The 14693-nt window shown below is 39.0% G+C and carries 12 protein-coding genes and 1 riboswitch; of the genes, 3 read left to right on the plus strand and 9 right to left on the minus strand.

Annotated elements, in window-relative coordinates; all coding sequences use genetic code 11:
• Nucleotides 1-23: 23 nt before the first annotated feature.
• The 6 genes from AB3219_RS00985 to lysA all read right to left on the minus strand — a co-directional run bounded on the left by AB3219_RS00985 (nt 24) and on the right by lysA (nt 6255).
• A complete protein-coding gene (locus AB3219_RS00985) occupies nt 24-1217 on the minus strand; it encodes an aminotransferase class I/II-fold pyridoxal phosphate-dependent enzyme (RefSeq protein ID WP_216762672.1) in 1194 nt (397 codons plus the stop codon).
• 19 nt (nt 1218-1236) lie between these two features.
• Nucleotides 1237-2013, minus strand: coding sequence for a 4-hydroxy-tetrahydrodipicolinate reductase (dapB, locus tag AB3219_RS00990; protein WP_216762673.1), 777 nt, complete (start codon nt 2011-2013; stop codon nt 1237-1239).
• Complete coding sequence (dapA, locus tag AB3219_RS00995; protein WP_367369240.1) at nt 2006-2932, minus strand: 4-hydroxy-tetrahydrodipicolinate synthase; 927 nt, start codon at nt 2930-2932, stop codon at nt 2006-2008. Before dapA ends, dapB begins: the two co-directional genes overlap by 8 nt.
• 15 nt (nt 2933-2947) lie before the next feature.
• Nucleotides 2948-4108: an N-acetyldiaminopimelate deacetylase gene (locus tag AB3219_RS01000; protein WP_260365580.1), complete on the minus strand. Its 1161-nt coding sequence runs from the start codon at nt 4106-4108 to the stop codon at nt 2948-2950.
• 12 nt (nt 4109-4120) lie between these two features.
• Nucleotides 4121-4831, minus strand: a complete 711-nt coding sequence (gene dapD, locus AB3219_RS01005) for a 2,3,4,5-tetrahydropyridine-2,6-dicarboxylate N-acetyltransferase (RefSeq protein ID WP_216753193.1) — start codon at nt 4829-4831, stop codon at nt 4121-4123.
• Between the two features lie 119 nt (nt 4832-4950).
• A complete protein-coding gene (gene lysA, locus AB3219_RS01010; protein ID WP_216753192.1) occupies nt 4951-6255 on the minus strand; it encodes a diaminopimelate decarboxylase in 1305 nt (434 codons plus the stop codon).
• A gap of 107 nt (nt 6256-6362) precedes the next feature.
• Nucleotides 6363-6546: riboswitch (Lysine riboswitch) on the minus strand.
• 242 nt (nt 6547-6788) lie between these two features.
• On the opposite strand from lysA, the gene AB3219_RS01015 reads away from it, so the two are divergent.
• A complete protein-coding gene (locus tag AB3219_RS01015; RefSeq protein WP_367369241.1) occupies nt 6789-8183 on the plus strand; it encodes an aspartate kinase in 1395 nt (464 codons plus the stop codon).
• Entirely contained in the window at nt 8173-9174 is a 1002-nt protein-coding gene (gene dapF / locus AB3219_RS01020) for a diaminopimelate epimerase (RefSeq protein ID WP_263749664.1), read from the plus strand. Before AB3219_RS01015 ends, dapF begins: the two co-directional genes overlap by 11 nt.
• Before the next feature lie 54 nt (nt 9175-9228).
• On the opposite strand, the gene AB3219_RS01025 is transcribed toward dapF, so the two are convergent.
• The 3 genes from AB3219_RS01025 to AB3219_RS01035 all read right to left on the minus strand — a co-directional run bounded on the left by AB3219_RS01025 (nt 9229) and on the right by AB3219_RS01035 (nt 12836).
• Nucleotides 9229-10779 carry an amino acid permease gene (locus AB3219_RS01025; protein WP_263765963.1) on the minus strand — a complete coding sequence of 517 codons (1551 nt, stop codon included), beginning with the start codon at nt 10777-10779 and terminating at the stop codon, nt 9229-9231.
• 73 nt (nt 10780-10852) lie between these two features.
• Nucleotides 10853-11368, minus strand: a complete 516-nt coding sequence (locus tag AB3219_RS01030; protein ID WP_263765964.1) for a DUF4811 domain-containing protein — start codon at nt 11366-11368, stop codon at nt 10853-10855.
• 1 nt (nt 11369) lies between these two features.
• Entirely contained in the window at nt 11370-12836 is a 1467-nt protein-coding gene (locus AB3219_RS01035) for an MDR family MFS transporter (protein WP_367369242.1), read from the minus strand.
• A 469-nt stretch (nt 12837-13305) separates the two neighbouring features.
• Here AB3219_RS01035 and AB3219_RS01040 point away from each other — a divergent pair, with 469 nt between their 5' ends.
• Nucleotides 13306-14673, plus strand: coding sequence for a L,D-transpeptidase (locus tag AB3219_RS01040; RefSeq protein WP_260365575.1), 1368 nt, complete (start codon nt 13306-13308; stop codon nt 14671-14673).
• The last annotated feature ends 20 nt before the right edge of the window (nt 14674-14693 follow it).

Raw genomic sequence — 14693 nt, forward strand, 5'->3', positions numbered from 1 at the left:
CTTCTTAATTTAACTTTATTTGGTTAGGCAATTGTTGCTTCCGCATCGACAAAGGCCGCCATATTAGCCATGGCCGCATGCAAATCTTCCACACTTGCCGCATAAGAAATCCGAATATAGCCTTCGCCACCAGGTCCAAATGCACTTCCTGGAATCACACCAACTTTACCTTTTTCCGCAAGTTCTGTAGAAAAATCAACTGAGTTTTGTGTATATCTCGCTGGAATTTTAGCAAAGATATAAAAGGCACCCTTAGGTGGAACCGTCTCAAATCCTAATTTGTCCAAACAGTCAATGACATAATCGCGACTCTTCTTATATTGCACGCACATTTCCTTTGGATCATCCAATCCATTTGCCAATGCTTCAGCAGCTGCTGCCTGAGCAGGGTTTGAAGGAGCTGTGACCAAAAACGCATGCATTTTAGCAGCATTTTTAACAAAGTCTGCGGGTGCTGCAATATAACCGACTCGATAACCAGTCATGGCATGTGATTTTGATAAACCATTAATCAAAATTGTTTGTTCTGGAATCATTGCCGCGATTGAATGGTGGGTTACACCATATGTAAGTTCACTATAAATTTCATCTGCCACAACAAACATTGGCCGTTTAGCAATCACATCTGCTAAAGCCTGCAGTTCTTTTTCAGAGTACTCTACACCGGTAGGATTATTAGGATACGTTAAAATTAAAGCCTTAACCGCATCCCCTTCGTGTTCAAGAGTTTCCGTCAGTTTTGCAGCAGTCAACACAAAGTTATCTTTTGAAGTATCCACTTCCACTGGAATACCACCAGCAATTGTCACTAGTGGAACATACAAAGCAAAAGCAGGGGTTGGAATAATGACTTTATCGCCAGGATTTAGCATCGCCGCTAAACTAGCTGCTAATGCTTCTGTTGCACCAATTGTTGCGACAATTTCCGTTTCTGGATCATAGTCTAATCCATGACGTTTTTTCAAAAAACCGCTAATTGCATTTCGTAACGCTGGTGTTCCCTTTTGAGCTGAGTAATGGGAATCATTTTCACGAATACTGCGAATGCCTGCCTCTTTAACATGTTCTGGTGTATTGAATCCAGGTTCGCCAAGAGTCAATTTAACTAATCCAGGAATTCCTGAAATTTTTTGATCAAATGCACGAATACCAGATGGTCCAATTGAGTTTAATTTCTGATTTACTTGTCCTTGTAATGCTGCACTTAACTTAGGCATATTAACCACTCCTTAATTTTTACGATAAAACATTCTCTAAACCAACTGTCAGTTCTTTTAATGCACCAACTTTATGAACAGCAACTGCTACACCCGTCATAAAGGAATCACGTGTAAACGAGTCTTGCCGAATGGTCAGTGCTTCACCTTGGCCACCAAACAAAACCTGTTCGTGCGCAACGTAACCTGGGAGCCGAACTGAATGAATTCGGATACCCTTATAATCGGCACCTCGTGCGCCTTCTAAGGTCTCTTTAAATTTAGGAGCATCATTGGCCTCGCGCACTTCACTTATTTGTTTAGCGGTGCTTAATGCCGTTCCAGACGGTGCATCTAACTTGTCTTCATGATGCATTTCAATAATTTCAACATCTGGGAAATAAGTTGCAGCTTCTTTAGCAAATTTCATTAATAAAACTGCCGAAATGCCAAAGTTAGGCACAATCAGCCCCGCCGTATTTTGTTCTTTAGCGTAAGTTTTTAAATCAGTTACCTGTTGGTCGGTTAACCCACTAGTTCCGATAACTGGTCGAATATGATTTTTCAAAGCAAATTTAGCATTATCAAAAACTCCAGCCGGTGTGCTGAAATCAACCCACACATCTGCTTTAGTGGGCGTAACATTCAAGTTATTAAAAACTTGAACCTCTGTATCTAGCCCATAACTTGTTGGATCAGTATCCGTTGCATCTGGGCTAAACGCACCCACCAGTTTAAAATCAGCCGTTTTTTTGATAAGATTCAGTGTTTTTTGACCCATCGAGCCACGAAAACCAGCAACAATTATTTTAATCATGTTTAACTCCTAACTCGGCTAAATCGCCCTTACTCTCAAGTGCATCATCCTTTAAATCTAATGCCCGGGCCAGCGTTACGCGTTCTGCGCTATTCAAAGATAGAATTGGTAACCGGCACCCACCAACATGATAACCCTGAGCATTTAAAACAGCTTTTACTGGAGAAGGTGACGGATACAAGAACAAAGCCTGCATCTTGGGTATTAATTTACGCTGTAATTCACCAGCCAACGCTGTGTTACCAGCATAAAATGCATCAAGCATTTGGCGCATATCGTGTCCATAAACGTGAGCAGCTACTGAAACTACACCTTGTGCACCAATGGCAATTCCAGGTAATGCCTGCGCATCTTCACCTGTGTAAACCATGAAATCATCCGGTGTATTTTGAACTAAGTACGCTAAATCTTCCAAAGATGTACATTGTTTAACGGCCTGAATATTAGGATGTTGAGCAAGTTTGACAACTGTGTCATTTGCCATTGTGACCCCGGTACGACCGGGAATATTATAAATTACTACGGGGATTGGTGATGCATCAGCCACCGTGGTAAAGTGAGCAACCATCCCTCGTTGATTAGGTTTATTGTAATAAGGCACCACCACTAAAGCCATATCAATCCCACTGATTTGACCAACTTCTTTTGTAAATTCAGTGGTTTGTAAAGTATTATTACTACCAGTACCTGCAATAACGGGTACCCGACCAGCCACAATTTTAGCAAACCTTGTGTACAACTCTATTTTTTCATCATGAGTTAAATTGGGGGTTTCACCCGTAGTTCCGCCAATAATGAAGCCGTGACTACCAGTTTTCAGTAAGTGATTAGTCAATGTTTCAAGAGCATCAAAATCAATTCGATTTTGGTCATTAAAAGGTGTCACAATGGCCGTTAAAATATCTGCATTTTTAAACATTCGTATTCTTCCCTCCTAATTTTCTTTTTCTTGCATGCGATTTAATAGAAATCCTTTAATTGCCTGAATTCCAATTTGAATAGCTTTGGGATTGGGTCTTAACGTTGCAGAATGCAACTGGGAATTATCTTCCACGCCCAACCAAAACATTGTTCCCGGAAATTTAGCTAATAGATAACCAAAGTCTTCTCCGGTCATTGCAGGTTTAGTTTCTATAAATTGCACATTTTTAGCATTTTTCATATAAGTGATGAAATTACGTGTCAACTCAGGATCATTTTCTACTGGCCAATAACCGCCTTGATTAAGTTTGACGACCACTTTTGCTTGATAACTTTGGGCAATACCATCCGCAACTTCTTGAATGCGTTGATCAATATGTTCAATCATTTTTTGTGTCAGTCCCCGAATGGTTCCTTCAAGATGAGCTTGACCAGCAATCACATTACGAATGCTGCCCGCGTCAAACTTACCAAAAGTAATCACGCCACCTTCAATGGGATCAACACTTCGTGAAACAATCGTCTGAATCTGATTGATAAACTGACTAGCCGCAACCACCATGTCATTAGCATTCTGTGGAAAAGCCGCATGGCCACCTTTTCCATAGAAATCCACATCCACTTCTGTCGTTCCGGCAAACAACGTTCCCATCCGACAGCCAATCGCACCCGTTGGTAGATCTGGATTATCGTGTAATCCATAAAATTCATCAGGACACCATTTGTTCGTGAAAATTTGTTTTTCGTAGGCCGTTTTGCCACCGTTCAAACTTTCTTCAGCTGGTTGAAAGAAAAATAACAGATTGTCTTTGGGTTGCTGGCTAGCAAAATAGCTTAATAACCCGAGTGCCACCGTCATGTGAATGTCATGTCCACAAGCATGCATGACTTGGGGATGTTTTGAAGCAAACGGTAATCCCGTCTGTTCTTCAACTGGCAAACCATCAATATCGCTTCGATAGCCAATTGTGCGTTTGGGGTCACTACCATGAACTAAAACGAGTAACGCAGTTGGCATTTCTTTGGGCGTTTGAACTTCTAGATAAGTTTGTTCAAATTGCTGGACCGTTTTTTTAAGAAAAGCATGGGTTTCTGTTTCCTGCATTGCCAACTCAGGAATTTGGTGCAAACTTTGATAGATTTTCACTAACTGCGGTTCTGTTAACGTCATTATTTAGCCATCCCCTTACAGTTTTCTTAATGTATCCTCAAGCTCTGTTTTTGAACGGGTTTGATCATCAATATCTTTCATTTTACGAGCTGGCACGCCAGCCACCATTGTGTAAGGTGCAACGTCATGCGTCACTACAGCTCCAGCAGCCACAACAGCACCTTCACCAACATGGACACCTTCCAGTACAACTGCATTGGCACCGATCATGACGTTATCATCAACTCGTACTGGTTGTGCTGAAGCTGGTTCAACCACCCCAGCTAATACCGTTCCGGCACCAATATGAGCGTGTTTACCTACGATGGCACGACCACCCATTACAACGCCCATATCAATCATCGTATCTTCGCCAACTTCAGCCCCGATATTGATTAAAGCTCCCATCATAATCACTGCATTGTCACCAATGACAACCTGATCACGGATAATGGCACCTGGTTCGATTCGTGCATTGATATTTTTAGTGTCCAACAGCGGTACGGCTGAATTACGACCATCATTTTCAACCTCATAATCTTCAATAACTGCTTTATTAGCTTCAAGGAAAGGTTTAACATCCGTCCAGTCACCAAAAACTGTTCCTGTTTTAGTTTCAATAAACGTTCGAATATTTTTAGGAACGTCAAGTTTAACTAGGTCACCCTTCAAGTAAACCTTCACTGGCGTCTTCTTCTTTGCGTTACTGATAAAATCAATGATTTCACGTGCATCTAACTGTGCCATGAATAAAATCCTTCCTTTATATAAACTTTTTTATTTTCGTAATAACTTCATTATAAAATTCAATGTTTATCTGAACTTTAAAATTTTAAGATCCTTCTACATTATATGGCATTTAAAGGTTAAACAAAACTACAATCCAAACTCACAAGGTCTTGATAGCTTTCGCGTTTAACAATTAATTCTGCCTGTCCTTTTTCTACAAAAACAACGGCGGGTCTTGGATTACGATTATAATTTGAAGCCATGGAATACCCGTATGCACCAGTGGCCAAGAGTGCCAACACTTCACCCGAATGAGATTTAGGCAGTGCTTGTTTTTGAATCAATATATCTCCCGACTCGCAATACTTTCCCGCAATTCTAACTGTTTCTTCTGGTTTGACGTTAACCCGATCTGCCAAAACTGCTTCGTATTGTGCTTCATAAAGCGCGGGACGAATATTATCACCCATGCCACCATCAATGGTCACATAGGGACGAATGCCAGGAACTTCTTTGCGTGATCCCACTGTGTATAAACTGTAACCAGCGGGGCCTGCAATTGAGCGCCCCGGTTCAATCCAAATGGCTGGCATTTTTATTTGTCGCAAACTAACCTGTTTTTGCACCGTTTTTACAATGGCATCAACAAATTGTTCTGGTGCAATTGGGTCGTCCTCCTGGGTATAGCGAATGCCAAAGCCGCCACCCACATTTAAAACGCGGGTTTCAAAGTTAAACTTAGTTTGCCAGTCGGCCGCCAAATCAACCAATTTTTGGGACGCCAACACAAAACCGTTAACCTTAAAAATTTGCGATCCGATGTGCGCATGAATGCCAATCATATCCATATGAGTGTCAGCCAGTACTTGTTGCAAGGCTTGTTGTGCTTGACCAGATCGGATATCAAACCCAAACTTGCTGTCTTCTTGACCAGTTTGGTCATATTTATGCGTATGCGCAGATACCCCTGGTGTTAACCGCAGCATCACTTTAACTGTCTCGTGCTTTGCTTCTAAAATTGCGCTTAAGAGATCAATTTCATGAAAATTATCTAAAATAATAACGCCAATATGATGATCCACAGCCATTTCCAGTTCTTCACGCGACTTGTTGTTACCATGAAAGCTAATTTTTTCCATCGGAAAGTCGGCCTGAATTGCGGTGTAAAGTTCACCACCTGACACCACATCAATGTGTGCGTCTTCTTGATTAACAAGTTGAAACATGCCAACTGTTGCGAATGCTTTGCTTGCATAGCTTACAGCATAAGCAACGTGATTACTCTCAAACACCTTTTTGAAACGTCGAATTTGTTGACGAATAGCAGAAACGTCATAAGCAATTAAAGGTGTGCCATACGTTTTTGCTAAGTCTACGGCATCTGCCCCATCAATCATTAAATGATTCGTTGTATTTACTCGTTGTGTGTGTTGCTCATTCATTTGTTTTTCCCACCAGTTCTAAAATTATTTTGTTAAACAAAAAAGAGATCTTTTTGTTTAGCGCAAACAAAAAGATCCCAGAATGAGTTCATTATTATTCTGTATCAATTGTCGATAGCGCCCCGCAGCCGACATGTTTTGCTGCGACAGTCCGCAATCTCTTAAACTGCGTCCCAGCACACCGAACCTCTATCCAGATCCGACGCTTCGGCAACCGCCCCTTTCACCAGTTTCATCGTTTGATAGAAACTTCACTAGTTACTCTTGTTGGTTGCAACCTCTTAAATTATTAAAAAGCTTATAATACTTCTCACAGATAGTCAAGTCTTGAATTTCATAAAAGTGATTTATCTTGAAGCTTGAAAGTGTCTAATTGTCATTTAACCTCAGTTATTGAAGTGATTTTGATACTTTCAACCTTTGATAATAAAATAATTTAGTTGCTATTAAAAAATAAAATGCTAAAATTCAAAATAACTAATCAAATTCTAATAAAACGGAATTTTTTAAAACTGGAAAGGATTTTTTTAAACATGAAGGTTGTTAAATTCGGTGGTAGCTCATTAGCAGATGGCGCCCATTTTCAAAAAGTAATCTCAATCATTACAGCCGATCCCACTCGCCAAGTCGTGGTTGTTTCCGCGCCTGGCAAACGGTTTGCTGAGGACACCAAGGTTACTGATTTATTAATTGAATACGCACTAACCGTGATAAAACATCAAAATACTGCAGCAATTATTCAAAAAATTGGCCAACGTTACAAAGATATCGGTGATTTTTTCAATCTACCAACTAGACCAATTGAAAAAATCATTAAAAAATTACAGTCGCTTCCTTTTGAATATTACCCCAGCAATTCTTATTTGATGGCAGCATTTAAGGCACACGGTGAACGCCTAAACGCTATGCTACTAACCAGTGTGCTTAAGCATCTTGGTATTGCCGCACGTTTTTTGGATCCTTTTGAAGCAGGAATTATTGTTAGTGACGATCCCAGTAATGCCTCCGTGTTACCGGAAACTTACAAGAATTTGGCTCATTTACAATTTGGTAGTGAAAAATTAATCTTCCCAGGTTTCTTTGGTTTCACCCCTAATGGTCAAATTGCCACCTTCTCACGTGGGGGTTCCGATATTACTGGCGCGATTGTAGCTCGTGGGTTAAACGCACAGTTATATGAAAATTTCACAGATGTGAATGCCATTTATGCGGCAGATCCACGGATTATCAATCATCCCCATGCCATCAAAAAAATGACCTATCGTGAAATGCGCGAACTTTCTTATGCTGGTTTTTCGGTTTTTCATGATGAAGCTATTATTCCAGCTATTGAAGGCCAAGTTCCGATTAACGTTAAAAACACTAACCATCCTGATTTACCAGGCACATTAATCGTACCGGAAAAGGGATTCAAACCTCACAGTACGATTACTGGTGTAGCCAGTTCTGATCGTTTTGCCGCGTTATATTTGCATCGCTATTTGTTAAATAAAGAAGTCGGTTTTACGCTGAAACTATTACAGATATTATATAAATATGATGTTTCTTATGAACATATGCCTTCCGGAATTGACGATCTAACCATAATCTTTGACAAAAATCAGCTAAACAGCGAAACTATTCATGAAATGTGTCATGATATTCAAAACACCTTAAAACCTGATCAGCTCAATTGGATTGATGATTACGCAATTATCATGGTGGTTGGTGAGGGAATGCGTTCTAAAATTGGCACCATTGAAAACATTCTACGTCCCCTTGCCGAAAACGAAATTGGGGTTCATATGATTAATCAGGGCGCTTCAAGAATCTCAATCATGTTAGGCACCAAACAGGCTGATGCAAAAAAAGCCGTTAAACAAATTTATCAACAATTTTTTGAACCCGAAGCCAAGATAAACGAAGGGAGCACTATCTATGCAGATTGACAAAGTTCACGGATCCGAAAATCATTTCTTTTTACTCGATCAAACCCAACTTCAAACTAAGTTATCTGATCAAGAACTGATTAATTTCACTACCAAAATCACTGATTCCAAAACAGGCCTACTGCAAGGTGCAGATGGCGTGCTAGTTGTTGATGAACCAACTCACCAAGATGCTTTGGCACAAATGCGTGTCATCAATGCGGATGGCAGCGAAGCCTCTATGTGTGGTAATGGCTTACGAACTGTTTCCCGTTATTTAGCCAAGAAATTTCAAGTAGACCAATTTAAGGTTCAAACCCTTAATGCTGATCTAAAAGTAAGCAAAGCTGCTGATTTTGCACCTAATGTTCCGGCATTCAGCGTTGAAATTTCGCCAGTTTCATTTGCGGCTGAAAGCCTTCCGTTTCATAATCCTGAGCATCAACAATTAGTTAACGAAACTTGGCCAGAATTATTACCAGAGTTAAAATTCACAGCAGTTGCCGTTCCTAATCCTCATTTAATAAGCTTTGTTTCGGCAGATGAATTGGCCTCAAGCGATTTAGGTACTTTGGGTAAACGACTTAATCAACCTAATTCTTACTTTCCTGATGGTGTAAACGTCAGTTTTGCTCAAATCCTGGGACAAAATAAATTATTTGTTCGCACATTTGAACGCGGAGTTGGTTTCACAAATGCCTGTGGTACCGGCATGTCCGCTACAAGTTTAGCGTTTGCCCTTACTCATCCAGATAAAGGTCAATTTGATCAAGAAATTACCGTTTATAATCCTGGTGGAATGGTCAAAACTAACGTTCATAAAAATGATACAAATTACGATATCGATTTAATTGGTAACGCAACTGTGACTCATCATCTTGAGCTTTCCGAAGCAGACTTGCATGCTGCTAAGCTAAACGATGTCAAGATTACTCAAACTGACGAGGAAACTAGTTATTTACAGTTTGTTGATCAGTTACCCAAAATTAATGATATTTCGGTAAAAATGTAAACAAAAGAAGTGCACTTAACAAAACTCTCATTTTGGCAGGTGCACTTCTTTTAATTACCCTTTTTTTACATCTCGGACTAACTTTTCCTCTTCTTGATCAATATCTCGTTTTATATGTTTTAAAATATGTTCATTACGTCCCTGCGGTAAAATCACTTTATTAATTTCGTTTGAATGACGATGCCGAATTGTAAAGTTGTAATGGCGCTGCTTTTGATGACGGATGCCAAATTCATAAAGCAATTCAGTCAACCCAATGATGACTAAAAAGAAACTGATCATCAACGTTGTGTATAGCGCTGGTTTAATTGATTTGATAGTTGCCGTAGGAATAAACGTTGATCCCAAAACAGCAATTGAAGAAACCAATCCCAAGAATGCGACCACAAAACGCATGAGTTTACCACCAGGGATTCGAAATCCTCGTTTAGCTGACGAATTAGTTTCGTGAAGATAGGCAATAAAAATTAAAATGTAGGTCACAATGTACAGCATGACTGTCAGTGCCATTGCCATTTGATAAGCATCGTTATTACCGCCAAGGATAACCGTTAAAAATCCACTAATTAAAGTTACCACAACTCCTTGGACAATAATTAAACGTACCGGCACGTCATCATGATTAACACGCATAAAATAGTGCGGTAAAATACCATCCTCCGCAGTCACAAATAACGATTTAACCGGTCCAATGATCCATGAACTGATTTCACCGATCATTCCAAACGCCATCAACAGACCGATAATTCGCACACCCCACTGCATAGTAGACAGCGTAACTTGAAACATTTGCGCTACCGCCTGAATAACACCTTGATTTAAGGTAAGGTGTCCAAGCGGTACTACTGCGGCAACAGAGAGACCACCTAAAGAATCAACAAGAATCGCGAATACAACTAACACCAACATGCAAAGCGGATAGTTACGATTAGGATGATCCAGATCATTAATATATGAGGCCGAGGCTTCAATTCCCGTAAACGCTAGAATATAAGGGACAATGGTTCCAATTGAAAAGTTAGTTTTAAGCACTTGAAAGTTATCCGTTAAATTAACGTTAAAGCGTACACTGCCTGTTTGAGTCACATATAAGATCCCCATAATTAACAGGATAATCGAGGGCAGAATGATGCCCACCACAAAACTAATCGTCACTAAGCGATCCGTTTTTTTAACGCCACCCAATTGTAGAAAAGTCATGGTCCAATAGATAATTAAAAAAGCAATCCATTTAAACAACGGATTGCTATTTAACGCAGGAAAATTCAACACATATGCTAAAGAACCAATAATGAAATAAATCATTGTAATAAAGTTAACTGTAATTTGTAACCACTGAAAAAAGACGGCCAAAAATCCCCACCGGGTACCCAAACTCTTTTTGACCCAGGTGAAAACACCGCCCTCTTTATTTCCTTCAATCGTGGCCATTTCTGCTGAGCATAATGCGACAGGTAGAAACCACAAAACACCCGCTAAAATTAAATATAGCACTGCTAATAGACCAGACTGAGCAAAGGCTGGATATTCATCTGCTGACATCAGCATCGAAGCCGTCAAAGTAAAGAAACCAAATAAACTCAACTGCGAAGTTTTATTTTTCATGATTGCTCCTTAATTAGTTATCTTAGTTCCTATTTTAGGCTATCTTGCTAGGTCTGTCAGTTCAAAAGTTCAGCTAACTTTTTTTGGAAGCATTTAATTTTTGTACCTGCCAACCAGGCATTAATTTGAATTCGTAATGTTGATTCACAAACTGATGATTAGGCACGCCATTACTAAATAATAAGCGCATTTCTTCATTACGATAAACCCGATAAGTTCGTGTGATCTTCAGCTGACTAATATTAGATTTATGCGTTAATTTAATTTTATCTGTAGTAGGATTTGTTTTGTATAATTTTTGTTGTAACGGATTAGTTGCATAGTAGTATATTCGTTCATCCTTTGTGCCAATCTGTTGATACAGCAAAACGTGTTTTCCTCTGATACTAGACGTTAAGGGAAAAGTTTGCGTTTTGCTGACTGTTTTCATTCCTAAATAAGTATTGTAGTTTAACGTAATTAGCACGACGCTACCAATACTTAAAATTAAACCAACCGTGATCCAGATCATTTTGTTGGTTCCACGTTTCATAAAAATCATACTGCAAGCAAAGAGCAAGGCACCCGCAAATAAAAAAATAACGATCATGTTAGTACCCCTCTCTCTCATCTTTTTTCAAGAAAAACGTTAAAAGAAATCCAATCACTGCAAAGGTAGTCGCAATCAAGAATGCATAACGAAAGCCTAAAACATTAGCATTTAAAGACAGTTTTTTAAATAAAATTGGTGTCGATTGTGCAACTGTGCTCCCGGGCGTATGATTCAAGGTCACACTGGACATAATTGAGACCAAAATGGCAGTTCCCATCGAAGCAAATACCTGTCGCGCGGTATTATTCACAACCGTGCCATCCCCGATTAGATTTAATGGGAGAGCATTCATTCCCGTTGTTGTGACTGGCATCATGACCATCGAAATTCCAAACATACGCACGGTATACAAACAAGCTAGGTAAAACACCGGCGTTTGTGCGGTAATCGGAATAAATGACGCTGTGGTTAGTGACAAAATAAACATGCCAGCAATTGCCATATCACGAGCACCTAGTCGGTCAAAAATTCGGCCTGTAGTTGGGTTCATCACACCCATCATAATGGCACCAGGTAAAAGCGTCAGTCCAGAAGCCAGTGGTGACTCTCCGCGAACAGTTTGCAAATATAATGGTAAAACAAGAGTAAAACCATTCATTGACATAAATGAAACCGAAACTAAAATAGCAGACAACGTAAAATCAGAGTGTTCAAAAACTTTAAATTGTAAAAGTGGATTTTTAATCTTTAAAGATCTAAAGATAAAAATTGCAACCACTAAAACACCGACAATCAAAGTTCCATACACAATTGGATTGGTCCATGAATAAGTTCCCACGGAAGAAAAAGCAAACAGCATCGAACCAAATCCGATCATTGAAAGAACTACTGAAGACCAGTCCACCGGTGCTTTTTTAGTGGGTAATACTTTTCTTAGTGTGAAATAACCAGTAATTAACACAATTAGAGAGATCGGCATGATTGCTAAAAATAACATTCGCCACGAATAATGAATTAAAATCCAACCAGCAAACGTTGGCCCAATAGCAGGGGCTAGTCCAACTACGATTCCGGCACTCCCCATGGCTGCCCCACGTTTCGCAGGTGGAAAAATTGAAGTCATTATTGTTTGATAAACAGGTGAAGTGATTCCCACTCCGGCAGCTTCAATCAGACGGCCAGCCAAAATTGTCCAAAAGTTTTGTGCAAAATAACAAACAATCGTTCCAACGAAAAAAATGACAATTGCAGATAAGTATAGTTTACGTGAATCAAAACGTTGCAAGAAAAAGCCAGTGATCGGAATGACAATTCCCATCATTAACATAAATCCAGTTGTCAACCACTGGACGGTATTGGCTGAAATACTAAAAGATTTCATCAAAGTTGGAAAAGCCGTGGTTAACATCGTGGAAGTTAAAAACGTACTAAATGTCCCAATTAACAATGTAAAAACTAATAAGAGTCGATTATACGGGCGGCCATTTTGGTCGACGGGTTTATCTTCTGAATTGATACTGTTCATCAAAATGTTCACCTCAATAAATTATTTTAATTATGTACCTATAAAAAAGTCACAAAGATTATTGTATCATATAAATCTCATATATCTCAAAGCACTGCTTACTAAAAATCAGAGTGATAAGAAAATGTTTAATGTTGATTTAATACAGCACCACTAGCATAATAATTGGTGCGCAAAAATAAATGACTAGCTAAAGAAGAATAAATAGTTGTATTTTTGACAAAAAAGAATGTATGATTGTTACAGATAAGTTACAAAATTTTATTAATTTAACAGATTTCCGATTGACATCGGTTAGTCATCCTTTATAATTTAGGCGTTCTGACTATCTGAGTTGTAAATTTGATCTCTTAAACGGAGATTCTTTTTGCATTATGGGGACCAGATTTTGTAACAACCTATCTACATATTATGAGGAGGAAAAAAATTGACTAAAAATAATCACTAGTTAAGATGGACATTAATTGGTTTGGGGATCTTAATCGTTGGCGGTGGTTTGTTTGCATGGCAATATGGTCAAACCCACTTTGCTCCTAAAACAACGATCGACGGAAAAAGTGTGGCTGGGCTAACCGCTAATCAAGCTACTCAAAAGTTAGCTGCATCTTCCTCCACGATAACTAATCGCGTTTACCTAAATGGCAAACTATTAGTAACTGGAAAATCACAAACAGTATCAAGTGTCACAAAAACACAGGTTAAAGACGCGTTAAAAAAGCACCATGGCTTATTTGCTTCATCAAGTAAATCCAGTGCGGTCGCTTTAACAAATTCTGATAAGGTTGTGACTTATCGAAATAATAACCTAAAAAAGCAGGTTACTCAGGCTCTAAAAACTTATAACAAGACTGCAACAGCTGCTCATCCAACTTATTATTATTTAAAAAATGGCAGTATAAAAACACAAGCGGCTGCTAAGGGCAACCAAGTAACTGTAACTAAGGCCCTGGCCAGCTATGATAATCAAGTTAAACAATTAAAGAATATTAAACTAAAAACTAGTTCATCCACTGCAACACAATCTGAGACAGCGGCTGCTAAAGCAGTTAAACAAAACTTAAAAGACAGTTTGACCAAGACGTTGATTTACCACGTTGGCGGTAAAAATTATTCGCTAAAAGGTTCCGATTATATTGTGAATACCCAACCAGGAAAAACACCAACCGTTGATTTAACCGCATTAGAGGCTAAATTAACTAAAATTAACGATTCTGATAGCACTCAGGGCAAATCATTTAGTGTCAAGCTCTTGAATAGCGGTAAAACAATTACGACCAATAATACAACTGCTTCAAACTATGGCTGGTCACTAAACGTCAAATCAGAAGCTAAAATGTTAGCTGATAAGTTCATTAATGCTAGTGTTAAATCAAATACTAAAGTTGATATGAAGAATTATTCTGGTCAAAACATTAGTTATAATCGCAGCAGTGCCATTGGTTCTACCCGGGTTGAAATTAACTTGTCTACCCTTCATGAATACATTTATGTAAATGGAAAATTAAAGGAAAACATTCCTGTGATGAGTGGGACTTTAAGCGGGAGTGATAAAACTCCTACCGGCCTGTTCCACATTTTGTACAAACAAAGTCCTTCTACTTTAACTGGTAAAAATGATAACGGCTCTGCTTATGCCAGCAAGGTTAGTTATTGGGAACCATTAACCGAAGATGGTGTCGGCATGCATGATAGTTCTTGGCAACCGTCAAAGGTTTATGGCAATACAAGTTATCGAAGTACGTATCATTCTCATGGGTGTTTAAATAATCCACCAAGCAAGATGAAATCTGTTTGGGAAAACACTTCTACAACGGAACCAGTTATCATTTATAAATAAGCTTAAACTAAAAGGTGTTG

Origin of the sequence: Pediococcus ethanolidurans, from assembly GCF_964062635.1 — a bacterium.
GTDB classification, from domain to species: Bacteria; Bacillota; Bacilli; order Lactobacillales; family Lactobacillaceae; genus Pediococcus; species Pediococcus ethanolidurans.